Consider the following 22,650-nt stretch of genomic DNA (forward strand, 5'->3'; position numbering starts at 1 on the left):
CCGCGGGCGCCTGTGCCGCGACCCCCCACCGTGCCGCCGGCTGACCCCAGAAGGCCGCCGGCGGCATACCGTCAGGGGGTCTGCGCGGTCGTCGTCGGTGCGGTCGCTGAGGTCGGCAGCGGCAGCGACGGCGTGTCCGTCGGGCTCGTCGTGTCGCTGGTGGTCGGCGTCTGGGTCGGCGTGGTCTGGGTCGGTGTCGGCGGAGCCGGGCGAGCGACGGTCAGCGTGATCTGCGTGCCGTAGTCGGCCAGCTCGCCCTTGGCGATGCTCTGCTTGAGCACGGTGTCCTCGGGCTCGGTGCTCTCGACGTAGGTCGTCTTGTTCCTGAAGCCGAGGTCGCTGAGGGCGCTCGCGGCCTCGTCGCGGGTCATGCCCGTCACGTCGGGCACCTCGACCTTGCCGCTCGAGACCTTGAGGGTGACGGCCGAGCCCACGTCGACGCTGGTGCCGGCGGCGGGCGAGGACTCGATGACGTTGCCCTTGTCCACCCGGGTGTTGTTGACCTGCTGGGTGCCGCCGAAGGTCAGGCCGACGTTGCTGAGGGCCTGTTTCGCCTCGTCGACGGTGAAGCCGGCGAGGTTGGGCACCTCGGTGGTGCTCGGGCCGCCGGAGACGCTCAGCGTGACCTTGGAGCCGCGCTGGACCTTCTCGCCCTCCTGCGGGTTCTGGTCGACCACCGTGCCCTCGTCCTTGGTGGACGGCACCTGCTGCACCTGGGGCACCAGCTCCGCGGCGCGGATCTTCGCCTCGGCCGAGGCCACCGGCATGTCGATCACGCCGGGCACGGCCACGGTCGCGGCCCCGCTGGGCGTGTTGCCGAAGAACGAGCGGCCGGCGACGGCGAGGAGGGCGATGGCACCGAGCACGGCGAGTACGAGCAGCACGTAGCCGAGGCCGCGGCGCTTGCGGGGTTCCTCGTCGTCGGGGTCGTGCCCGATCGCCGGCAGGGTCGCGGTGTTGCCGTGTGCCCCCACCTCGTCGCCCGGCCCACCGGCCCGGCCGGCGGCGGCCAGGCCCGCACCGGCAGCAGCGGCCGCTGCTCCAGCGCCGAGCACCGTGGTGCGCTCACCGGAGAGGGTGTCGAGGGCCACGGTCTGGTCGGCGACGGCCAGTCCGCCGGCACCCGCGGCCCCGGCGGCCGTCCCGCGGGCGGCGGCGCTGATCGGGCGACCGAGGCGGGCGGCCTGCAGGTCGGCCCGGAAGGAGGCGGCGTCCTGGTAGCGGGCCTCGCGGTCCTTGACCAGCGCGTGCAGCACGACGGCGTCGAGGGAGGCGTCGACGTCGGCGTTGAACGTCGACGGCCGCGGTGGTGCCTCGCCCACGTGCTGGTAGGCGATCGCGACGGGCGAGTCACCCTTGAACGGCGGGCGCCCGGTCAGCAGCTCGAACAGGAGGCAGCCGGTGGAGTACAGGTCGGAGCGCGCGTCCACCGTGTGGCCCTGTGCCTGCTCGGGCGAGAGGTACTGCGCGGTGCCGATGACCGCCTGGGTCTGGGTCATCGTGGCGCTGGTGTCGGCGACGGCCCGGGCGATGCCGAAGTCCATCACCTTGATCTCGCCGTGCTTGCCGATCATGACGTTGGCCGGCTTGATGTCGCGGTGCACGATGCCCATGCGATGGCTGTAGGACAGCGCGTCGAGGATGCCCTCGGTGATCCGCGCTGCCTCGGCCGGCTCGAGCGGCGACCGGTCGTTCAGGAGCTCGCGCAGGGTCTGGCCCTCGACGTACTCCATCACGATGTAGGGGATCGACAGCCGTGAGCCGCCGGACTCGACGACGTGGTCCTCGCCCGAGTCGTAGACGGCGACGATCGAGGCGTGGTTCAGCCCGGCGGCGGACTGCGCCTCGCGGCGGAAGCGGACCAGGAAGGAGGGGTCGCGCGCGAGGTCGGACCGCAGCATCTTGATGGCGACCGGGCGGGAGAGTCGCGTGTCGTGGCCGAGGTGCACCTCGGCCATGCCGCCACGTCCGAGCAGCTCACCCACCTCGTAACGGCCGCCGAGGATCTGCGGGGGCGCGGTCACCGTGTGTTGCCTCCGTCGTGCAGGGTCGTGTCCTGAGTCGCGTGCTGGGTCGTGTTCTGGGTCGTGCCCGAAAGGTGTCGCAGTGGCAGCAGGGCCCCGTCGTTGCCGTGCGAGGTCACCGCCACCACGACGATCACCACCACGGCGGCCACCAGCGCCGCCCCGGGGAGGAGCCAGCGTCGGACGGCGCTCGGCTGAGGGGGGCTCGTCACGCTGGCCGGTGCCGGCGGAGTGTGCGGCGGCATCGTCATGGCACCCGTGGGCACAGAGGGGTCGGGGGTGAGCAGGCCGGCGCCGCCGACGACCGGCGCGACGGCCGACTGCGCGCCCGCCACGAGCTCCTCGGGCACCGTGCCCACGGGCAGGTGCAGCGCCTCCGCCATCGCCTCGCCGTTCGCGGGGCGCCGCGCCGGGTCCTTGGCCAGCCCGGCCATGACGACCGTGCGCAGCGGCTCCGGCACGTCTTCCGGCAGCTGCGGGGCCGGCTGGCTGACGTGGGCCAGCGCGGTGGTGATCATCGAGTCGCCGGCGAACGGCCGGTTGCCCGTGATGAGCTCGTAGCCGACGACGGCGAGGGCGTAGAGGTCGCTGGCCGGGCCGGCCGGCTGCCCCTGCGCCTGCTCGGGTGCGAGGTAGTGCGGGGTGCCGAGCACCTCACCGGTCTGGGTCAGCTGGGCGCCCGCGATGGCGCGGGAGATGCCGAAGTCGGTCAGCCGGGCGTAGCCGTGGTCGTCGACGACGATGTTCGCCGGCTTGACGTCGCGGTGCACCACGCCGGCCTCGTGCGCGGCGTTCAGGGCGATGGCCGCCTGGTAGAGGATCTCGGTGACCTCCTCGGCCGGCAGCGGGGCGCGCTCCTTGATGACCTCGGAGAGCGGCCGGCCCTCGATCAGCTCCATGACGAGGTATGCCGAGTGGGCGCCTTCGCCGAAGTCGTGCACCGTGGCGATGTTGGGGTGCTGGAGGGCCGCGCTGTGCTTGGCCTCGGCGCGGAACCGCTCGAGAAAGCCCTCCTCGCTGGCCGTGTCGGGACGCAGCACCTTGACGGCGACGTGGCGCTCGAGGGTCTCGTCGGTCGCCCGCCAGACCTGGCCCATGCCGCCGGTGGCGATGACCTCCTCGAGCCGGTAGCGGCCCGCCACCAGCAGGCCCGGTTCGTAGTTCACTTCTGGACCACCGCCTCCATCACGGCCTTGGCGATGGGAGCGGCCACCCGGCCACCGTAGGCCTCGTTGCCGACGCTGCCTCCGTCCTCGACCACCACGGCCACCGCGACCTGGGGGTCGTCGGCGGGCGCGAAGCCGGTGAACCACGCGTGCGGCGCCTGGCCCTTCCCGTGCTGCGCCGTACCGGTCTTGCCCGCGACGCTCACCCCGGCGATCTGGGCCGCCTGGCCCGTACCGCTCTGCACAACTGCCTCCATCATCCGGGTGAGCGCACTGGCGTCGTCGGCCGAGACGGCCTGGGACAGCTGCGAGGGCGTCGCCTCTTCGATCGTGTCGAGGTCCGAGCTGAGGACGCTCTTGACCAGGTAGGGCTTCATGACGATGCCGCGGTTCGCCACGGCCGACGAGATCATCGCGACCTGCAGCGGCGTCACGCGTACGTCGTACTGCCCGATCGCCGACTGGGCCAGCTGCGGCTTGTCGAGCTGGGCCGGCACGCTGCTCGGGGTCACCCGCATCGGGATCGACAGGGTGTCGCCCACGCCGAACTTCGCGGCCTGGGAGCGCAGGGCGTCGCCGCCGAGCTGCATGCCGAGCCACCCGAAGGCGGTGTTGCAGGAGATCTCGAGGGCGTGCTTCAGCGTGGTCTTGTTGTTCGGTCCGCAGGCCCCCTCGCCCGCGGAGTTGGGCAGGTCGGCGCTGGTCTGGGGCAGGTCGAGCACGGCCGGACCGGGGATCTGGCTCTCCTCGGTGTACTTGCCGGAGGCCAGGGCGGCGGCGGCCGTGACGATCTTGAACGTCGAGCCCGGCGGGTAGAGGTTGCCCCCGATGGCCCGGTTCACCATCGGGCGGGTCGGGTCGGCGTTGAGCTTCTTCCAGGCGGCCGCGACCTTCTTGCTGTCGTGGCTGGTCAGGTCGGCCGGGTCGTAGTCGGGGTGGCTGACCATCGCCAGGATCGCGCCGGTCTTGGGGTCGATGGCGACCACGGCGCCGCGCTGGTTGCCGAGCGCCTTCTCGGCCGCGGCCTGCGCCTTGGGGTTGATCGTGAGCTCCAGGCTGGCACCGGCGGCCTTGCGCCCGGTCAGCATGTCGGAGACCCGGCGGTAGAACAGCTTGTCCGACTGCCCGGACAGCAGCGAGTTCTCGGCGCTCTCGAGCCCGCCGCCGGGGCCGTACGTGAAGGAGTAGTAGCCGGTGACGTGGGCGTAGCGGGGGCCCTGCGGGTAGGTGCGCAGCCACTTCAGCTCGTCGTTGCTGGGCTTCGACAGGGCCACGGGGGTGCCGTCGACGAGGATCTGGCCGCGCTCGCGGGCGTAGGTCGCCAGCAGGGTGCGCCGGTTGTCGGGGCGCCCCTGGAGCTCCTTGGCCTGGACGTACTGGATCCACGTGGAGGAGACGAGCAGGATCGCGAAGAGCAGGGCGACGACCCCGGAGAGGCGGCGGATGGGCGCGTTCACCGGATCTTCACCACCTCGGTGGCCTCGGCCTGCGCGGCAGCGGCCTGCTCCACCTCCGGCAGCGGGCGCCGGGCGTGGTCGCTGATGCGCAGCAGCAGCGCGACGAGGGACCAGTTGGCGAGCAGGGAGGAGCCTCCGTAGGAGAGGAACGGCATGGTCAGGCCTGTCAGCGGGATGACCCGGGTGACACCGCCGACGACGACGAAGCACTGCAGGGCGACCGAGAAGGACAGGCCGGCGGCGAGCAGCTTGCCGAAGCCGTCCCGCACGCCGAGGGCGGTGCGCATGCCCCGCTCGATGAGCAACAGGTAGAGCATGAACAGCGCGAAGACGCCGAACAGCCCGATCTCCTCGCCGAAGCTGGGGACGATGAAGTCGGACTCGGCGAAGTAGGTCAGGTCGGGGCGACCCCGCCCGAGCCCGGTGCCCAGGAGGCCGCCGTTGGCCATGCCCATGAGGCCGCGGGCCAGCTGGTCGGAGACGGCCAGGGCCTCGGGCGAGAAGGTGTGCAGCCACAGCAGCACGCGCTGCTGCACGTGGCCGAAGAGCAGGTAGGCGACGTAGGCGCCGCCGCTGAACAGCACCATGCCGATCGCGATCCACGAGGTGCGCTCGGTCGCGACGTAGAGCATCGCCACGAAGAGGCCGAAGAACAGCAGCGAGGAACCGAGGTCCTTCTCGAAGACGAGCACCCCGAGGCTGGCCACCCAGGCGACCAGGATGGGGCCGAGGTCGCGGGCCCGGGGCATCGTGAAGCCGAGCACCTTGCGGCCCGCCAGCGAGAGCACGTCGCGGGTCTGCACGAGGTAGCCGGCGAAGAAGATGGCCAGCACGATCTTGGCGATCTCACCGGGCTGGAAGGAGAACGGGCCCAGCCCGATCCAGATGCGCGAGCCGTAGACCTGACGGCCGAGGCCGGGCACGAGCGGCAGCAGGAGCAGCCCGAAGCCCACTGCGGCAGCGGTGAAGGTGTAGCGGCGCAGGGTGCGGTGGTCCTTGAGGAAGAACAGCACGGCAGCCGCGATGGCCACGGCCAGCGCGCTCCAGGTGAGCTGCTTCATGGCCAGGCCGTCGGCGACGTCCCTGCCTGCGGCGATGTCGAGGCGGTGGATCATCACCAGCCCCAGCCCGTTGAGCAGCGTCACGATCGGCAGCAGCAGCGGGTCGGCGTACGACGCCCGCCAGCGCAGCAGCAGGTGGAACGCCAGGGAGATGACGAGCAGGCCGGTGCCGTGGGCGAGCAGCCCTGGCGGGAAGGTGCCCTGGGTGGCGAGGCCGACGTTGAGGTACGCCAGCACGACGATGCCGACGGCCAGCAGCAGCAGGACCAGCTCGACGTTGCGGCCCTTGCGCGGCGGGAGCGAGGAGACCGTCGTCATGGTTTGGGTGTCGCGCTGGTCGGACTGGTGGTCGGAGCTGTCGTGGGGGCTGTTGTGGGAGCCGTGGTGGGGCTGGTGGTCGGGGTCGACGCCGCGGTGTCGTCGACCCCGCAGGTCCCGCCCGCCGCCTTGCGGGAGACGCAGCGGACGGCCTCCTCACGCAGGCGGTCGACCCGCTGCTCGGCGTCCGCGAGGGAGCTGGTGGTGATCGTGTTCTGCACCTGGGTGCGGTAGAAGTCGGGCAGGTCCTCGGTGGAGATCGCCGACGTCCGCTCGACCGTGCTGAGCCGGATCGGGCCGAGGTCCTGGGAGACGCCCCGGAAGATGGCCACCTGGCCGTCCTCGACGCCGACGTAGAACTGGCGCTGCACCCAGTACCACCCGGCATACGCGCCACCGCCGAGCACGACGAGCACGAGCAGCAGGGCCAGGCCACGACGCAGCCACTTCGTCGGGCCGGAGCGCGGCCCCTCCTCGGCGAGGGTGACCTCGTCATCGTCGTCGGTGGCGCCGGTCGCCTCGCGGGAGAGTGCGGCGGCCTTGGCCGCAGGAGTGACGGGCACCGGGCGGGTGCCCTTCTTGCTGGTGCGCTGGGCCGCGGCGCCGACCACCTGGGGGACGGTGGAGGGTGCCGGCCCGCTGTCGAGGTCGACGACGTCGGCCACCACCACGGTGACGTTGTCGGGGGCGCCGGCGCGCAGGGCCAGCTCGACGAGGCGGTCGGCCGTGGGGCCGACCTTGTTGCCGGCCGCGAGCACCTCCTCGATGGTGTCGCGGGCGACGAAGCCGGAGAGGCCGTCGGAGCACAGCAGGAACCGGTCGCCGGGGCGCACCTCGCGGACCATGAGGTCGGGCTCGTCGTCATGGGCGCCGGTCAGCACCCGGGTGACGAGGGAGCGCTGGGGGTGGCTGTCGGCCTCCTCCTCGGTGATGCGGCCGTCGTCGACGAGCGACTGCACGAAGGAGTGGTCGTGGGTGATCTGCGAGAACGTGCCGCCGCGCAGCAGGTAGGCGCGGGAGTCGCCGATGTGGGCGAGGGCCACCTTGTTGCCGGCGCGCAGCAGGGCCGTGACGGTCGTGCCCATCCCCTGCAGTTCGGGGGTGTGCTCGACCTGCGACTGGATCTCGGCGTTCGCCGCGGCGAGCGTGCGCACGAGGTGGTCGGTGACGTCGTCGCCGCCGTGGCTCTCGCCGTCGAGCGAGACCATCCGGCCGATGGCGATGGAGCTGGCGATGTCACCGCCGGCGTGGCCCCCCATGCCGTCGGCGACGACGAGGAGGTGCGGGCCGGCATACCCGGAGTCCTGGTTCTCCGAACGGACCAGCCCCACGTCGGAGCGGGCAGCGTAGTCGAGCGCGATCTTCACGGGAGTCGGCCTCGTCAGTTCCGCAGCTCGACCACGGTCTTGCCCACGCGCAGCACGGTGCCGACCTCGACCGGGACCGGCGCGGTGAGGCGCTGGGAGCCCAGGAACGTGCCGTTGGTGGACCCGAGGTCCTCGACGAACCACTGGCCCTCGCGCTCGTAGATCCGGGCGTGCCGGCCGGAGGCGAAGTCGTCGTCGAGCACGAGGGCGCACTCGGGGTTGCGGCCGATCAGGGTGCCGGACTCGCGCAGCCGCAGGCTGGTGCCCGCGAGCGGGCCCTCGGTGACGGTGAGGGACTGGGGCACCCGGCGGCCGCGGCTCGGCTTCTTCGCCGGAGCCGGCTTGGGCTTCTTGGCGCGAGCCGCACGGTCACCGGAGCGGCGGCCGGGCAGGCGGCTGACGACGCGGGTGCCGTAGAGGTCGCCTCGGAGCACGCCGACGACGCTGAAGACGAAGACCCACAGGAGGACGAGGAGACCCAGGCGGATGATCGTGAGGGTGAGTTCACTCATGCCGGGCGATCACCGCCGACCGGCGCGGTAGGTGACAGTGGTACGCCCGACGGTGATCCGGTCCCCGTCCGCCAGGCGGTGGCTGCTGACGCGCTCGCTGTTGACGAACGTGCCGTTCGTCGAGTTCAGGTCGCGGATGCTCGCGACCAGGTGCGGGCCGTCGGTGGTGACCCGGATCTCGCTGTGGCGGCGCGAGATGCCCGGGTCGTCGAGCACGATGTCGGCGCTGTTGTCGCGGCCGAGCACGGTCATGGCGCCCATCAGCGGGTAGCGCTCGCCGTCGACGTCGAGCCACGGCCGGTCGGCCGGGTTGACCCGGCGCGCGGGCGGCGGCGTCGCGGGCGCCTGCAGCTGGGTCGCCTCGACCGCGTCGTCGGCAGGGGTATGCCGCGGGGCCGGCTGCGGGGGCGCCGGCCGGTCCACGGGGCGGCTGAGGCCGGTGTTGCCGGTGTGCCGGGCGGTCGAGGTGCGCAGGCGGAAGACGCCGGTCTCGAGCTCGTCGGACGGGGAGAACAGGACCTGCAGCGGGCCGCCGGGCTGGTAGCGCTGGGACTCGGCGTGCTCCTGGGCCGCGGCGATGAGCTCCTTCTCGAGCTCCGCGTCGTAGGCGGAGAGCCGCTCGTAGTCGGTCTCGCTGAGCTCGACGGTGTAGAGGTTCGGCACGAAGGTGCGGCCGTGGCCCACCACGGCGGCACGGTCGTCCATGGCCCGGCGGATCGCGCTGGCGATCTCCACCGGCTGCACCTCCGACTTGAAGGCACGCGCGAAGGCACCGTTGACGGCACGCTCGAGGCGTTGCTCAACCCGGTCGAACAGTCCCACTGCTCGGCCTCCCTTCGCTGACGGACGACCCGATGGTAACGGCCGAAACTGATGATGGTGCTATCGGCGAGGCGCCCCGGAGGTGAGGCGCGCCGCAGCCGGTCATGGGCGGCGACCGGTGTGGCGGGTGGGCCGCTCTCGTGCGTGGCGGGTGCGCGTGGGGCCAGTTTGGTGATCTGGACGGCTGTGCCCCACAATGGGGCGTCCACGCGCAAGTGGCGGAACGGCAGACGCGCTGCGTTCAGGTCGCAGTGTCCGAAAGGGCGTGGGGGTTCAAATCCCCCCTTGCGCACGCGAAATCGATGGGCCCCGAACCTCACGGTTCGGGGCCCATCGTGCGTTTGGTGAGCGGGGCCCACCGATTTCGCGTCTACAACGGAACGTGGGAACCGTCGCTCGGTGTGAGCGACCGAGCGTCGGCTCCCCCTTGCGCACGCGAGGAACGAGCCGCAACGACGGCACCGGCCCGGCACCGGCGGCTCCCGCCGTGACCCTGCCCGCGGCATACCGGCTCTGTGGTGGATCGCCGACCCCAGGACGTCCGTGATCCGCCACGCCCCGAGCCCTCCCCTGGACGGTCTCCGTTGCCGTGACACCGGGCACACGGGGCATACCGGGCGTGGTTTCGGGGAAGGGAGGAGGCATGGCAGTCAGCGGGGCGGCTCTGGTCGCGTACTCGGCGGGCACGGCTCTTGTGCTGCTGGTGATCGCCGACGTGTTCCTCACGGTGCTCTTCCCCGCCAGCGGCCGTGGGCCGGTCCGGCGACCGTTGTCGCGGTGGACGTGGCGCTGCTTCGCCGTGCTGGGACGCCGGATGGCGTCGCCGCGTCGCCGCCAGTTCCTGGCCTACAGCGGTCCGGTGCAGATCGCCGTGACGATCGTGGTGTGGGTCAGCCTGCTCGTCTTCGGGTGGGCGCTGGTGTTCCAGCCGGCTCTGGGTGCCGGTATCGACGCTGCGCAGGGGCCCACGAGCAAGAGCTTCGCGACGGCGTTGTACTACAGCGGCTTCAGCATCACGACCCTCGGCACCGGCGACGTCGTCCCGACTACGGGCGCCTACCGGTTGCTCACCGTCCTGGAGGCCGGTCTGGGGTTCAGCGTCTTCACGATGGTGCTGACGTACTTCCTGTCGATCTACAGCGCGCTGGTGTCGCGCAAGAGCTTCGCGGCGTCCCTGCACCACCGGACGTTCGGCTCGGGCCTTCCGGTGCAGCTGCTCGTGGGGCTGGCGGACGACGGCGAGCTGTCGGGCGCGAGGCACGAGCTGTCGAAGTTCGCGGAGTTCCTGACGCACACCTCGGAGACGCACCGGTCGTACCCCGTGCTGCGGTACTTCCACTTCCGGCACCACCGCTACGCGTTGCCCCGGCTGCTGCTCATTGCGCTCGATGGTGCCGCCCTGGTGCGGTGCTGTCTCGACGCCGACCGCTACCGCGGTCTCATCCGATCCTCGGGCACCTACCAGCTGGCCGCCGCAGGGCTTGAGACCTTGGAGGAGCTTGTGCCCCGCGCTCACCCGGAGCCGGCTGATGCGGCGGCTGCGGACCAGTGGTGTGGGCGGTTCCGACACTGCGTCGACGTGCTGCGCACGGCCGGCGTCACCGTCGTCCAGGACGTCGACCGCGGGGCCGCGGAGTACGTCGCCCTGCGCGAGCGCTGGGACGCACCCCTGCGAGCCCTGAGCGACGAGATGCTCTACGACTGGGAGGAGATCGACGTGATGCAGCCATGAGCAAGCGTGAGACGGGACGCCCCCTGGCCTCTCGGGGATGGCACAACGTGGTCCTTATACGCCGAGCGTTCCGCGAGTTCGCGCTCGTGCCGACCTTGGTGGTGCTGGCGTTCGTGGCGTTGGCTGTGGTCTCGATCATCGCCGACGAGGGACACGTGCCGGCCCTGCACGGAGTGCGGCAGGCGACAGGCCACGTCATCGGCAACAAGTCGGCGTCCACGGCGCTCCAGGCAATTGCCACTGGGCTGCTCACTGTCACGTCCATCACCTTCTCGGTGCTGCTGCTCGCCGCCCAGCAGACCGCGTCGAACCTCTCCCCTGTCGTCTTCGACCAGTTCGTCCGCCGTCGGATCAACCAGGTGCTGCTGGGCTTCTTCGTGGGCCTGTGCGTCTTTGCCTACCTGGTCATGGCGGCGCAGACGAGCACGCCACCGGTGGTGGGTGCGGCCATCGCCACCCTGCTCACCGTGGTGGCGATGGTGCTGCTGCTGGTGCTCATCTACGTGACCGTCGACCAGATGCGGCCGGCGAACGTCCTGCGCCAGATCCACCGCCAGACCCTCAAGGCTCGGCGCCTGCAGGCACCCCTGCGCTGCTGCACCCTGCGCACGCCCCGCCGCACGACTGGCGTGACGGCGAGGTACCGCTCGGACCAGACCGGGTTCGTCACCGGCATCGACATCCAGAGCCTGGCCCGGGCCCTCGAGCGCGCCCCCCGGGCGGAGATCCGTCTCGGGGTGACGCTCGGCCAGGCCGTGACGTACGGCGACGTCATCGCCACGGTGTACGACGATGACGAGGGTGTCGCCCGTTCGCTCGCCCACGACATCCGTGCCGGCATCCTGCTCGACCAGTGGCGCGACATCTCCCGCGACGCCACCACCGGCGTCGCAGAAATCACCAACATCGCCTGGACCAGCGGGTCGACGTCGAAGCACAGCCCCCAGGTGGCCCGTCAGGGCCTGGACATCCTCAAGGACCTCACGGCCCGGCGCCTCGACGAGGACGACGCCGACGGCCACGACGCCGATCCGCCGCTCAGCGTGGTCTACCCAGACACCTACCTCGACCAGCTGCTGGACTCGATCTACGGCTTGCTGGTGGTCGCCCACGAGTCGCACCAGCACCTCACCGCAGCGCACGTGCTGGACGCCTACCGCGCCCTTCTGCCGCAGGCTCCGCCTGACGTGCGTCACCGGGTGCTCGCCGATCTCGCGCGGGGTCGGGTCCTGCTCGACCAGCTACCGACGTCGGCCATGCTGGACGACGCGCGAGCGGCGCTGGAGCGCACCGTCGCCGACCTGCACCGCAGGACGTCCGTGGGCGAGGAGGGGACCCGAGAAGTCGCTGGGACCCCTCTCTGACCAGCGGTTCTCCCCCCGCCGCTAGCGTGACGGCCGAGGGGCATCGGCCCACCGCACCGAACACGGGAGGCACCATGGCTGCGAAGTTCCGCGTCACCCACCAGCCGGCAAGAGCTACCACTTCACCCTGGTCGCGACGAACGGTCAGGTGATCGCGTCGAGCGAGCACTGCGAGTCGCACCGGACCTGTCTGGCCGGCATCGAGAGCGTGCGGAAGAACGCGCCGGGCGCCGAGCTGGAGGACTCCAGCAGCTGACGGCGTCCACGACTCGCAACGGGCCCGGGTGCACCCGCACCTGGGCCCGCGGCACACCGGGGAGAGTCGTGGAAGGAAAGGTCGACGCTGATGTCGATAACGGCGCGACGGCTCCGTCCCTGGGGTGATGGCGGCCAGAATGGCAGCCACGGACCTACAGGAGAACACCATGGCCAAGTACCTGTTGCTGAAGCACTACCGCGGCGGCCCCGAGCGGATGCCGAACTGCACCGCCCCCATGGAGGAGTGGACGCCGGAGGAGATCTCGGCGCACATCGGCTTCATGAACCACGTGGCCGACGTGCTGCGCGAGCGGGGCGAGTTCGTCGACGCGCAGGCGCTCTCGCCGGAGGGCACGTTCGTGCGGTTCGACGCCGAGGGCAAGCCGCCGGTGACCGACGGCCCGTTCGCGGAGACCAAGGACCTCATCGCGGGCTGGATGCTCATCGACGTCGACTCCGTCGAGCGCGCCCACGAGGCGGCGGCGTTCCTGTCGTCGGCGCCCGGCCCCGGCGGGAAGCCGCTCCAGGAGTGGATCGAGGTGCGGCCGTTCCTCGAGCACGCGCCCGCCGTCACCGACTGAGCGACCGACCCACCGACCGAGTCAGAGGAACGGTGACGTCCACCATGGACGACCTGCTCCGGCAGCTCGTCCCCCAGGTGCTCGGTGTCCTCGTCCGCCGCGGAGCCGACTTCGCGGCGGCCGAGGACGCCGTGCAGGATGCGCTCATCGAGGCGCTGGGGCGCTGGCCGAAGCTCCCGGCCGGCCAGCCCGACGACCCCAGGGCGTGGCTGGTCACCGTGGCCTGGCGCAAGCTGCTCGACGCGCACCGCTCCGAGTCGGCTCGCCGCCGGCGGGAGCTGCGCGAGCTCGAACAGCCCTTCCCGGGGCCGACGGAGCAGGCCGACGACACCCTCCTGCTCCTGTTCCTGTGCTGCCACCCCTCGCTGAGCCCCGCGTCGGCGGTCGCGCTGACCCTGCGCGCGGTCGGTGGCCTGACGACGCGGCAGATCGCCGACGCCTACCTCGTGCCCGAGGCGACCATGGCACAGCGGATCAGCCGGGCCAAGCGCACCGTCAGCGGGCAGCGGCTCGACCAGCCCGGTGACCTCGGCGCGGTGCTCAAGGTGCTCTACCTCATCTTCAACGAGGGCTACTCCGGCGACGTCGACCTCGCGGTCGAGGCGATCCGGCTCACCGGGCAGCTGGCCGCGGGCACCGACGAGCCCGAGGTGGCCGGGTTGCTCGCGCTCATGCTCATCCACCACGCGCGGCGCGGCTCGCGCTTCGCTCCCGACGGCTCGCTCGTGCCGCTGGCGGAGCAGGACCGCACCTGCTGGGACACCGTGGCGATCGCCGAGGGCGTCACCATCCTCCAGCACGCGCTGGGCCGTGACCGGCTCGGCGAGTACCAGGCCCAGGCCGCCATCGCCGCCCTGCACGCCGACGCCCGGACCGCCGAGGAGACGGACTGGCCGCAGGTCCTCGAGTGGTACGACGAGCTCCTGCGCATCACCGACAGCCCGGTCGTCGCCCTCAACCGGGCGGTGGCCCTCGGTGAGGTCGACGGACCACTCGCCGGCCTGCGCGTCGTCGAGCGCCTGCCCGACGACCTGCCGCGCCGCGACGCCGTGCTGGCCCACCTCCACGAGCGCGCCGGCAACCTCGCCGAGGCGCAGAGGCTGTATGCCGTGGCGGCCCGGGCGGCGCGCAACGCCGCCGAGCGCGACCACCTCACCCGGCAGGCCGCGCGACTGCACGCCCGCGCCAGCCGCCCCAGCGCCACGTGAGCCGCCCCAGCGCCACGTGACCGGCCCTCAGCACCACGTCTCTTCAGTACGCTGCCTCGAGAAGCACTGCCCGTGTCTCGAGGAGATCTGTTGCGCAACGTCACCAGCGCCGACGTCGCGCGCGACAGCGGGGTCTCGCGCACGACGGTCAGCTATGTCCTCAACGACACGCCCGGGGCGGTGATCTCCGAGGAGACCAGGGCGCGCGTACGCGCCTCGGCCGAGCGGCTGGGCTACACGCCGTCGGCGGCGGCCCGCACCCTGCGTCGCGGACGCAGCGACCTGGTGCTCTACGTGCTGCCCGACTGGCCCTTGGGGCCGGCGGTCGACACCTTGCTCGACCACCTTGCCGGCGAACTGGCCGAGCGCGGCCTCTCGCTGCTGGTGCACCACCTCCGGGCCGGCCGCCCGCTGAGCGACCTGTGGCGCACCGTGATCCCCCGTGCCGTGGTCGGCTTCACCGCGTTCTCTCCGGAGGACCGCGAGGCGATGCGCCGCGCCGGCATCCAGGTGCTCGGCAACCTGGACGACGCCGACCCCGGCGTGGAAGGGACCTTCTCAACGTCCCAGCGCAGCATCGGACGGCTGCAGGCCCGACACCTCCACCGCACGGGGCACGACGTCATCGGGTATGCCGCCGCGACCGATTCCCGGGTCCGTCAGTTCGTCGAGCTCCGCCTGGACGGCGTGCGGGCGGAGTGCGCGGAGGCCGGGCACCCGGCCCCCGTGGTGCAGCCGGTCGACCTGACCCTGGACTCCGCCGTCAGTGCCGTCCGCGCCTGGCGGGAGCACGCGCCGCCCGTCACCGCGGTCGCGGCATACAACGACGAGGTGGCCATCGCCCTGCTCGCGGGCCTGCGGGCCGAGGGCCTGACGGCACCGGGCGACGTGGCCGTGGTCGGCGTCGACGACGTCCCGGCCGCCCAGTTCACCGTGCCGCCGCTCACCACCGTCTCGCAGTCGCTGGACGAGCAGGCGCGCCGACTGGCAGCCACGGTGGTCGCGGGGCTGGAGGGGGAGACCGCCACGCCGTCGCCTGCCCTCGGCGAGACCTTGGAGCTGGTCGTGCGTGAGTCGGCCTGAGCCGGCCTGACCTCGTTCCGACACGCGAGTGGGCCGGCGCCTGTCGCGCCGGCCCACTCGTCGCCCGGCTACGGCGTGGGGTAGTCGGTCACGTAGACCGGCTGTCCGACCCGCGTGGTGTTGGCCGGGCCACCGACGCCGTTGACGACGTGGTCGATGGTGCCGGCGCTGAGGTTCACCGTGAGGATGTGGTGCAGCCTGACGCCGGGGGTCAGCGGGACCTCGAACCCGTTCTCGGTGTGGATCGACGGGTTGTTCTGGTTGAAGACGTAGGCCCCACCGGCATACAGGCGGTGGTTCTTCACATGGTCACCCACCTTGTAGGCCGCCCAGCCGAGCTTGTCGCCGTCCATCCAGTCCGCCTGGGTCGGCGGGTCGTACGGCAGCTCGTTCTGGAAGAAGACGGTGGTGCCCCGCTCGCCGTTCCAGACGACGTTGTGCCGCTGGAAGTGCTCGACGAACAGGCCGGTCGCCGTGACGTCGTCACCGTTGACGACCACTCCGGTGCGTCCGGTGTTGGTGCGCCAGCGGTCGGTGTCACCGTTGACTCCCTGGGTGAAGCCCTCCACGCCGTGGTCAGCCCGCCAGACCCAGGTGTGGTCGACCAGGACGTGGTCGCTGTTGACCTCCAGCGCCACGTCGGTCTTCCCGACATGGGGTCCGCCGACGCGGAAGTACACGTCGGACAGGGTCGTCGGGTTGGTCGCCGCGTCCTTGGAGGCGCCGTTGTTGCCGTTCTTCGAGCCGACCCGCAGGAGGGCCGGTGACTCCACCGTGCCGGCGTCGACCGTGACACCGGCGACGACCACACCCGGCACGTCCCCGACCTCGAGGGGCACCGCGCCACCGACCGAGGTGAGGGTCGCGTGGCCGAGGCCGAGCACCACGGTGTCGGCGCGCTTCACGTCGATGGAGCGGTCGACGTCGTAGACGCCGGGGGTGAGCAGCAGGTTCTCACCGCGGGCGAGGTGGGTGTTGATCTCCCGGACCGAGGTGCCCGGGCGGGCGACGAAGAAGTCGTCGAGGGGGATCGTGCGCCCGGCCGTCAGGCCGTCGCCCCAGGTGATGCCCCGGCTGTCGCGCTGCGCGGAGGGCACCCGCACGGCATACCGGCCCTGGCCGTCCACGAAGAGGAAGGGCTTCTCGCGGCTCACCGGCGTGCGGTCGAGCGTGGTGTAGGCCGGGTTGGGGAAGTCCGCCTCGGACGGTGCGCCGACGACGCCGGAGAAGGCGGCGTTCCACACCGCGTTGCTCCACCCGGCGACCTCGCTGTTGCGGGTCAGCCACTGCTGCTGCGAGCCGTTGATGACGAACGGCAGCCGCGAGTCGGCGATGAAGCCTCCGCTGGCGTACTGCGGGCCGGCCGTGCAGTAGTCCATCAGCGAGAGGTTGGCCCCGCTGACGTCGAGCCGGCGCATGGAGACCGCCTGGGAGACGGCCCAGAAGTCGGCAGAGGCCCGGCACCCGTCCTGTCCGGCCCCGTTGATGCGCAGCGACAGGTTCGACAGGGTGCGCCAGAAGTTGTTGAGCGCGATGCAGTTGCTCGTGCCGCCGTCGGCGAGGCAGCGGTTGTAGACCTCGACCTTGCCGTTGATCGTGACGTCGGTCGGCGACGCCCCCAGGCCGGCGACCTCGGTGTAGTAGCCGACCTTGACCTGCAACGGGTGCGCCTCGGTGCCGTAGGTGCCGGGCTTGAAGAGGAACGCGTGCCGGGTGCTGCCCATCTCGTTGTCGACCTGCTGGGCGTAGGTCTGGTCGAGGGCCGCCTGGATCTGCGCCACGGGCATGCTCGGGTCGAAGACGGTCACCGACGTGCCCAGGGCCTGGTCGCCGGGGCCGGCCGCGGACGGGGGTGCTGCGGTCGCGGCACCGGACGTCGCGGTGGCGGTGGCCAGGAGCGCGACGAGGACAGGCCCTCGCACCGCCCAGCGGTTGGACAGGCGACGTGGGACCACGCCGCGCAGGAGTCGATGGACGTGTTGTGGCATGAGGGCCCTCCCCGTTGAGGTGACCGGTGACACGTGTCACCTCGCGCCATGGTTGGGGTCCGGGAGACGCCTGTCAAGGGAGGGTCCGCCCGTCGACGGACCTCAGGCCTTCCGGCGCTGCTGCTCCTCGGCCACCACGACGGCCGTGCCCGTCTGCTCGAGGTGCCGGCTGATCGCCTTCGGTGTGGCGATGTCGGTGACGAGCGTGTCCACCCGATCGTGCGAGCACAGGAGCACGGGGGCCGAGCTGGCGAACTTCCCGTGGTCTGCCAGGAGCACCACCTGGTCGGCGATGTCCATCAGTGCCAGCTTGGTCGGGCGCTCGGTGTCCGTCGCCACGTAGACCCCCCGCTTGTCGACCGCGGCGGCCCCGAGGAAGAAGGTGCGGACGCGCAGCCCCGAGGCGGCCTCGACGGTCATCTGCCCGGCGAACGCCTGGCTCTCCACCAACAGCTCGCCGCCCAGGCCGACGACGCGGCCGAGCCCGCGGTTGAGCATAAGCTGGATGACGGGGACGGAGTGCGTCACCACCGTGCCGCGGAAGTCGTCCGGGAGCGCTTGGGCGAGTGCGTATGCCGTGGTGCCGGCGTCGACCGCGATGGTGTCGGTGGGGCCGATGAGGACCTTGGCGGTGTCGGCGATCGCCTTCTTGGCGTCGGCGTCGATGTTGGCGCGGCTGACGAAGGCGGGGTTGTGCAGGGGGCCGTGCAGGGCGCTGACCCCGCCGTGCACGACGCGGACCTCCCCACGCTGCTCGAGCTTGCGCAGGTCGCGGCGCACCGTCATGTCCGAGACGCCGAGGCGGTGGGTCAGGTCGGTCACGGAGATGAACCCGGCCTCGCGCACCGCCTCCATGATCATGCGGCGGCGTGCCGGCGCGCTGTCGTAGCGCATCGCTTCCTGTCCCACACCTGCTCCTCTACCCCGTGTCCCGTCGGGTGGCGTCCGTCGCTTCCCTCGCGCGGTGAATCCATCCTGCCTTCTCGAAGGATAGTTCACATCAAGTGTTGACTTTCCAACATCCGTCGTTAATCTGGTCACAACCCCGCAGCAGACGTCGAAGGAGATGTCATGGGCCACGGCCAGCCGAAGGTGCTCTTCGTCGGAGCAGCGACCGTCGACTCCATCGCCCTCGTCCCAGCCTTTCCCCACCCGGACCAGCGGGTCGTGGCCGACGAGCTGGTGTTCGCCGGTGGTGGCCCGGCGGCGACTGCGGCGGTCGCCGCCTCCAGGCTCGGCGTCCCCGCCTCGTTCGTCGGCACCGTCGGTGATGACAGCGACGGGCGGCGGATCCTGGAGGGCCTCGAGGACGAGGGCGTGGACGTCTCGCTGGTGACCATCGCCCGCGGCGTCCGCTCTGGAGCCAGCGTCATCGTGGTCGACCACGGTCGCGGCACCCGGGCCATCTGTGCCCGTCCCGGGCCGGCGCTGGACCCGTCCTCTGTCGCAACCGCCGTCCGGGGGGCCGAGTGGGTCCACACCGACCACGTCGGGTGGGAGGCGGTCCGGGCCGCGGTGCCCGCCACCGGCTCGGGCCCCCGCCTCTCGGTGGACCTGGGCTACCAGGTCGAGGGCTTCACCCCCAGGGGCGTCGACCTCTTCGCCCCCTCCATCGAGGCGCTGCGTGCGGCGCACGGGTCACTGGACCCGGAGGCGCTGCTCTCGGCGGCCCTGGACGAGGGAGCTCGTCGCGTGGTGGCCACCGACGGCAGCCGCGGCTCCTGGGGTGCCGACGCCTCCGGCGAACGGGCTCAGGCCCCGGGGGTGTCCGTCGAGGTGGTCAGCACGCTGGGAGCCGGCGACGTGTTCCACGGCGCCCTCCTCGCCGCCCACGTCCGCGGCTACGGCCTCGAGGCCGCCCTCCGCTACGCCAACACGACCGCCGCCCTGTCCTGCCTGGGGCTCGACGGCCGGTCGGCCATCCCTGACCACGAGCACGTCGAGGCCCACCTGGGCGCACCGACGCCCACGTCCTGACGACCCAGCCCGAGCCGACGCCACCCGGCCGCCGCACCCCACCCGAGGAGACACCCGTGACCAGCAGCACCCCCGCGCCCGCCACGACCGGACTGGCGCGCCTGACCAGGCCGAGCGGCGGGTACGCCATGCTCGCCGTCGACCAGCGCGAGGCCATGCGCGCCATGTTCGCCGAACACCAGCAGGAGCCGGTGACCGACGAGCAGCTGTGCGCCTTCAAGGTCGCCGCCACCCGCATCCTGACGCCGTACGCGTCCGCGGTCCTCGTCGACAAGCAGTTCGCCTTCGACGCCGTGGTCGAGGCCGGCGCGGTCGCCCCGTCCTGCGGGCTCATCGCGGCAGCCGACCACTTCATCGAGGGCAACGGCGAGTTCGTGACCGACGTCGTCATCGACGAGGCGGTCGACCCCGTGGCCGTGCGCGAGCAGGGCGCCGTGGCGATGAAGCTGCTCGTCATCCACCGCCCCGACGGCGACCCGGCGGTGCGCGTCGACATGGTGCGCCGCTTCGTGGACCGCTGCCGGGACGCCGGCCTGGTGAGCATCATCGAGCCGGTCGCCAAGGCGCCGCGCGACGGCCGCGACTGGGACTGGGACGCCTGCGTCATCGAGGCGGCACACGAGCTGGGTGACCTCGGCGCCGACCTCTACAAGGCCGAGGTGCCGCTCAAGGGCCAGGGTGACGAGGCCGAGATCCGCCGCCGCTGTGCCGAGATCACCGACGCGGTGTCCTCGCCGTGGGTCGTGCTCTCCTCGGGGGTGCCCGCCGAGCTGTTCCCCCGGGCCGTCGAGCTCGCCTGTGCCGAGGGAGCGTCCGGCTTCCTCGCCGGCCGCGCGGTGTGGGCCTCGGTCATCGGCAGCGACGACCTCGAGCGCGACCTCCGCGAGGTGTCCATCCCGCGGCTCCAGCGACTCGCCGAGGTCGTCGACCAGGCGGTGGCCCGATGAGCGCCACCCGCCGTCCCCGTGTGGTGCTCGTCCCCACCGCCCGCCCCACCTTCGCCGTGGACGTCGCTCGGGAGCGCGCAACCGAGGCGCGGGCGCTGCTCACCGAGCTCGGCGGCGACGTGACCGGGCCCGACGACCTCGTCATGACGCCCGAGGACCTCGAGGCGGCGGCAGCGTTTCCGCTGGCCGAAGCCGACCTGGTCGTCAATGTGTGCGCGTCGTTCTCCGACGCCAGCCCGGCGCTGCGCCTCTACAGCGACCTCGACAAGCCCGTCCTGCTGTGGTCCTTCCGTGAGCCGGGCCCCGTCGGTGACCGGCTCTGGCTCAACAGCATGTGCGGCGCCAACCTCTTCGGCCACGCCCTCGTGGTCCACGCCGGGAGGACGCCCCGGCTGGTGCACGGCGACCCCGCTGAGCCGGCGGTGCGCGACGCCCTGACGCGGGCTCTGGCGGGCGACCTCCCCGCCGTGCCCGTCCTGCCCGCGGACCAGCGCGACCGCTCCGAGGCGGAGCCCGTGCGGGCAGCCCTGGGGACGCTGCAGGGCCGCCGCCTCGGCCTGGTCGGAGAGGCACCCCCCGGCTTCACGCCCAGCCACTACGACGGCGCACTGCTCTCGAAGCTGCTGGGCATCGAGGTCGAGCAGATCTCGGTCGACGACATGTTCGGCAAGGTCGCCGCGGTTCCCGAGGCCGAGCGGGACACGGAGCACGACTCGGCACTCGCCGCACAGCCGAGCCTCGCCGCCGTGGACCCGGAACAGGCGCAGCGGTCGGCCTGCGTCACCGCGGCAATGCGGTCGTGGCGCGACGACGCCGACCTCTCCGGCATGGCGATCCGCTGCTGGCCCGAGTTCCCGACCTCCCTCGGCGTGTGTCCCTGCTCGTCGCTCTCGAGGCTGGCCGACGCCGGGACGCCGACCGCGTGCGAGCGTGACGTCTACGGCGCCGTCACGATGATGCTGCTCGAGGCGCTCGGCTCGGGGACCACCTACCTCGTGGACACCGTCGACCTCGACGGCGAGGCCAACCTGGTCCGGCTGTGGCACTGCGGCTCGGCCGCCACCTCGCTGGCCGCAGACCCCGGCGACGCGACGCAGTCCGTGCACTGCAACCGCAAGATCGGCGTCGCAGGCAACTTCCCGCTCAAGACGGGGCCGGTCGTCATGGCCCGGCTCACGGAGGACCCCGGCACGGGTGGCCTCCGTCTGCTCATCGCCTCGGGCGAGTCCGTCCCGGAACCCAACCGGTTCCAGGGCAACACCGCCGCCGTCCGACTCGACACCGACGCCACCGCGTTCGTGCAGAGCCTGGTCACCGGCGGCTTCCCCCACCACACGGTCCTCGCCTGGACCGACGTCCGCCCCGCCCTCCGCACCGCCGCCGACCAGCTCGGCATCCCGGTCGTCGAGTTCGCCGCACCGGCACGCTCCGCCTCCACCACCGACACCGTCGTCGACACCTCCAGGGAGTGACCATGAACAACCCACTTCAGGCCCAGCACCTCAGCCGCCGCACCGCCCTCCAGCTGCTCGGCGCGGGAAGCCTCGGCGCGGCGCTCGCCGCCTGCGCCGGTCCGGGCAGCACAGGCGCGGCCGCCGCCAAGACGGCCGCACCGGCCGGTGGCAAGGCGAGTGGCGCGATCTCGTTCGCGCACTGGCGCGCGGAGGACAAGGAGGTCTTCGCCAAGCTGATCAGCACGTTCCAGTCGAAGAACTCCGGCGTGACCGTCCGCCAGGACATCTCGCCGTCGAACGACTACCAGTCCTCGGCGCTGCAGCGCATCCGCGGCGGCTCGGTGGGCGACGTCTTCACCGCCTTCCGGGGTGCGCAGTTCGTCGACATGGCCAAGGTGGGCGTCTACACCGACCTCGCCAACCAGCCCTTCGCCTCGAAGTACGACCCCACGCTCATCGCCGCGGGCCAGAGCGGGGGCAAGCAGCTCGGCTTCCCCTACCAGGTCGTCTTCAACATGCCCGTGACCAACCAGGACCTGGTCTCGAAGGCGGACGGCGGCAAGAGCCCGGCCGACTGGGACGCCTTCCTCGCCCTGTGCGAGAAGCTCAAGTCCCAGGGGGTCGTGCCGATCGCCTGGCCCGGCGGTGACCCCGGCAACGCCGGCCAGCTGTTCAACGCCATGGTCATGAACAACGCGCCCAGCGACGACATGTGCGCCAAGATCGAGTCGGGCGAGTACAAGTGCACCGACGACTGGTTCCTCACGACCCTCAAGCAGTACCAGCAGCTCAAGCCGTACTTCCAGCCGAACGCCACCGGCACCGCGGTCGAGCCGTGCCAGCAGATCTTCGCCTCGGGCAAGGCTGCGATGCTCGCCACCGGCAGCTACCACGTCGCCGCCGTCCGCGGCCTCGGCGCGAAGTTCGCCATGGACCTCCTCGCCCCGATCACGACCTCGGCCGACAAGGCGAAGTACGAGGGGATCTACAACGCGACGTTCATCCTGGGCGTCAACACCGCGTCGAAGCACCAGGCGGCCGCCGTCGCCTGGCTCGACTTCCTCTCCGACCCGCAGAACGCCGGGGTCTACGCGAACGGAACGAGCCAGCACGTCACGGTCAAGGACGTCGACTACACCAACCCCGACCTCAAGGCGCTCTCGCCCTGGCTGAAGAAGAAGACCCTGCTCGCGCCGCGCTTCCAGTTCAACAACCTCGACATCCGGTCCGCCGTCGAGGGCGCCTGCGTCGCCGTCGTCGGCGGCAAGTCCCCCGAGGCGGCCGCCGCGAACGCCCAGCGCGTGGTGGACCAGCAGCGCAAGCAGTAGGAG

Annotated in this window: 18 protein-coding genes, 1 tRNA gene and 1 pseudogene; 11 read left to right on the forward strand and 9 right to left on the reverse strand. The window is 71.8% G+C overall.

Translation table 11 applies throughout. The features are described 5' to 3' along the window. Positions 1 to 71 precede the first annotated feature (71 nt). Genes pknB through BMW78_RS17480 form a run of 7 tightly spaced genes read right to left on the reverse strand, consistent with a single transcriptional unit; the run spans position 72 to position 8,727 of the window. Entirely contained in the window at positions 72 to 2,024 is a 1,953-nt protein-coding gene (gene pknB / locus BMW78_RS17450) for a Stk1 family PASTA domain-containing Ser/Thr kinase (protein WP_091762362.1), read from the reverse strand. Beyond that, positions 2,021 to 3,190: a serine/threonine-protein kinase gene (locus tag BMW78_RS17455; RefSeq protein ID WP_091762364.1), complete on the reverse strand. Its 1,170-nt coding sequence runs from the start codon at positions 3,188 to 3,190 to the stop codon at positions 2,021 to 2,023. Before BMW78_RS17455 ends, pknB begins: the two co-directional genes overlap by 4 nt. Continuing rightward, positions 3,187 to 4,647, reverse strand: coding sequence for a peptidoglycan D,D-transpeptidase FtsI family protein (locus BMW78_RS17460; RefSeq protein ID WP_091762366.1), 1,461 nt, complete (start codon positions 4,645 to 4,647; stop codon positions 3,187 to 3,189). Before BMW78_RS17460 ends, BMW78_RS17455 begins: the two co-directional genes overlap by 4 nt. Beyond that, a complete protein-coding gene (locus tag BMW78_RS17465; protein ID WP_091762368.1) occupies positions 4,644 to 6,026 on the reverse strand; it encodes an FtsW/RodA/SpoVE family cell cycle protein in 1,383 nt (460 codons plus the stop codon). Before BMW78_RS17465 ends, BMW78_RS17460 begins: the two co-directional genes overlap by 4 nt. Next, the gene (locus tag BMW78_RS17470) at positions 6,023 to 7,393 is read right to left on the reverse strand and encodes a Stp1/IreP family PP2C-type Ser/Thr phosphatase (protein WP_091762370.1); all 1,371 of its coding nucleotides are present in this window, start codon (positions 7,391 to 7,393) and stop codon (positions 6,023 to 6,025) included. Before BMW78_RS17470 ends, BMW78_RS17465 begins: the two co-directional genes overlap by 4 nt. A gap of 14 nt (positions 7,394 to 7,407) precedes the next feature. Then, complete coding sequence (locus BMW78_RS17475; RefSeq protein WP_091762371.1) at positions 7,408 to 7,905, reverse strand: FHA domain-containing protein FhaB/FipA; 498 nt, start codon at positions 7,903 to 7,905, stop codon at positions 7,408 to 7,410. Between the two features lie 9 nt (positions 7,906 to 7,914). Continuing rightward, the gene (locus BMW78_RS17480; protein WP_091762373.1) at positions 7,915 to 8,727 is read right to left on the reverse strand and encodes an FHA domain-containing protein; all 813 of its coding nucleotides are present in this window, start codon (positions 8,725 to 8,727) and stop codon (positions 7,915 to 7,917) included. 209 nt (positions 8,728 to 8,936) lie between these two features. Here BMW78_RS17480 and BMW78_RS17485 point away from each other — a divergent pair. From BMW78_RS17485 to BMW78_RS17515, 7 genes and pseudogenes are all read left to right on the forward strand, one after another. Continuing rightward, positions 8,937 to 9,019 (forward strand) — tRNA-Leu (locus BMW78_RS17485). A gap of 351 nt (positions 9,020 to 9,370) precedes the next feature. Further along, on the forward strand, positions 9,371 to 10,459 hold the full coding sequence (locus BMW78_RS17490) for a potassium channel family protein (protein ID WP_091762375.1): 1,089 nt from the start codon (positions 9,371 to 9,373) through the stop codon (positions 10,457 to 10,459). Beyond that, the gene (locus tag BMW78_RS17495) at positions 10,456 to 11,823 is read left to right on the forward strand and encodes a DUF2254 family protein (protein ID WP_091762378.1); all 1,368 of its coding nucleotides are present in this window, start codon (positions 10,456 to 10,458) and stop codon (positions 11,821 to 11,823) included. Before BMW78_RS17490 ends, BMW78_RS17495 begins: the two co-directional genes overlap by 4 nt. Before the next feature lie 121 nt (positions 11,824 to 11,944). Beyond that, positions 11,945 to 12,079, forward strand: a pseudogene (locus BMW78_RS17500) (YegP family protein); the annotation flags it as partial. Between the two features lie 169 nt (positions 12,080 to 12,248). Next, a complete protein-coding gene (locus BMW78_RS17505; RefSeq protein ID WP_091762382.1) occupies positions 12,249 to 12,662 on the forward strand; it encodes a YciI family protein in 414 nt (137 codons plus the stop codon). Positions 12,663 to 12,706: 44 nt separating this feature from the next. Further along, complete coding sequence (locus BMW78_RS17510; protein WP_091762384.1) at positions 12,707 to 13,870, forward strand: RNA polymerase sigma factor; 1,164 nt, start codon at positions 12,707 to 12,709, stop codon at positions 13,868 to 13,870. A 90-nt stretch (positions 13,871 to 13,960) separates the two neighbouring features. After that, positions 13,961 to 14,953: a LacI family DNA-binding transcriptional regulator gene (locus BMW78_RS17515; RefSeq protein WP_091762386.1), complete on the forward strand. Its 993-nt coding sequence runs from the start codon at positions 13,961 to 13,963 to the stop codon at positions 14,951 to 14,953. Positions 14,954 to 15,021: 68 nt separating this feature from the next. Here BMW78_RS17515 and BMW78_RS17520 read toward each other — a convergent pair whose 3' ends face one another. Together BMW78_RS17520 and BMW78_RS17525 are read right to left on the reverse strand one after the other, a co-directional pair. Further along, positions 15,022 to 16,941 carry an adenylyl cyclase gene (locus BMW78_RS17520; protein WP_245735942.1) on the reverse strand — a complete coding sequence of 640 codons (1,920 nt, stop codon included), beginning with the start codon at positions 16,939 to 16,941 and terminating at the stop codon, positions 15,022 to 15,024. Between the two features lie 102 nt (positions 16,942 to 17,043). After that, positions 17,044 to 17,850 carry a DeoR/GlpR family DNA-binding transcription regulator gene (locus tag BMW78_RS17525; protein WP_143056322.1) on the reverse strand — a complete coding sequence of 269 codons (807 nt, stop codon included), beginning with the start codon at positions 17,848 to 17,850 and terminating at the stop codon, positions 17,044 to 17,046. Between the two features lie 162 nt (positions 17,851 to 18,012). Between BMW78_RS17525 and BMW78_RS17530 the strand changes: the two genes are divergently transcribed. Genes BMW78_RS17530 through BMW78_RS17545 form a run of 4 tightly spaced genes read left to right on the forward strand, consistent with a single transcriptional unit; the run spans position 18,013 to position 22,647 of the window. Then, positions 18,013 to 18,918 (forward strand): carbohydrate kinase family protein, encoded by a 906-nt coding sequence (locus tag BMW78_RS17530; protein WP_091762390.1) that lies wholly within the window; start codon positions 18,013 to 18,015, stop codon positions 18,916 to 18,918. 56 nt (positions 18,919 to 18,974) lie between these two features. Then, the gene (locus tag BMW78_RS17535; protein WP_281247100.1) at positions 18,975 to 19,865 is read left to right on the forward strand and encodes an aldolase; all 891 of its coding nucleotides are present in this window, start codon (positions 18,975 to 18,977) and stop codon (positions 19,863 to 19,865) included. Further along, positions 19,862 to 21,337 (forward strand): L-fucose/L-arabinose isomerase family protein, encoded by a 1,476-nt coding sequence (locus BMW78_RS21335; protein ID WP_091762392.1) that lies wholly within the window; start codon positions 19,862 to 19,864, stop codon positions 21,335 to 21,337. The genes BMW78_RS17535 and BMW78_RS21335 overlap by 4 nt, the downstream gene beginning before the upstream one ends. A gap of 2 nt (positions 21,338 to 21,339) precedes the next feature. Beyond that, on the forward strand, positions 21,340 to 22,647 hold the full coding sequence (locus tag BMW78_RS17545; protein WP_091762394.1) for an ABC transporter substrate-binding protein: 1,308 nt from the start codon (positions 21,340 to 21,342) through the stop codon (positions 22,645 to 22,647). Positions 22,648 to 22,650: the final 3 nt, after the last annotated feature.

The sequence above is a fragment of the Pedococcus cremeus genome, from assembly GCF_900111375.1.
In the GTDB taxonomy this organism is placed as follows: domain Bacteria; phylum Actinomycetota; class Actinomycetes; order Actinomycetales; family Dermatophilaceae; genus Pedococcus_A; species Pedococcus_A cremeus.

Excerpts from the sequence above, each read along its gene's own strand:
- BMW78_RS17475 (WP_091762371.1), bottom strand. The coding sequence starts at position 7,905 with ATGAGTGAACTCACCCTCACGATCATCCGCCTGGGTCTCCTCGTCCTC.
- BMW78_RS17505 (WP_091762382.1), top strand. The coding sequence starts at position 12,249 with ATGGCCAAGTACCTGTTGCTGAAGCACTACCGCGGCGGCCCCGAGCGG.
- BMW78_RS21335 (WP_091762392.1), top strand. The coding sequence starts at position 19,862 with ATGAGCGCCACCCGCCGTCCCCGTGTGGTGCTCGTCCCCACCGCCCGC.
- BMW78_RS17510 (WP_091762384.1), top strand. The coding sequence starts at position 12,707 with ATGGACGACCTGCTCCGGCAGCTCGTCCCCCAGGTGCTCGGTGTCCTC.
- BMW78_RS17495 (WP_091762378.1), top strand. The coding sequence starts at position 10,456 with ATGAGCAAGCGTGAGACGGGACGCCCCCTGGCCTCTCGGGGATGGCAC.
- BMW78_RS17520 (WP_245735942.1), bottom strand. The coding sequence starts at position 16,941 with ATGCCACAACACGTCCATCGACTCCTGCGCGGCGTGGTCCCACGTCGC.
- BMW78_RS17530 (WP_091762390.1), top strand. The coding sequence starts at position 18,013 with ATGGGCCACGGCCAGCCGAAGGTGCTCTTCGTCGGAGCAGCGACCGTC.
- BMW78_RS17545 (WP_091762394.1), top strand. The coding sequence starts at position 21,340 with ATGAACAACCCACTTCAGGCCCAGCACCTCAGCCGCCGCACCGCCCTC.
- BMW78_RS17490 (WP_091762375.1), top strand. The coding sequence starts at position 9,371 with ATGGCAGTCAGCGGGGCGGCTCTGGTCGCGTACTCGGCGGGCACGGCT.
- BMW78_RS17465 (WP_091762368.1), bottom strand. The coding sequence starts at position 6,026 with ATGACGACGGTCTCCTCGCTCCCGCCGCGCAAGGGCCGCAACGTCGAG.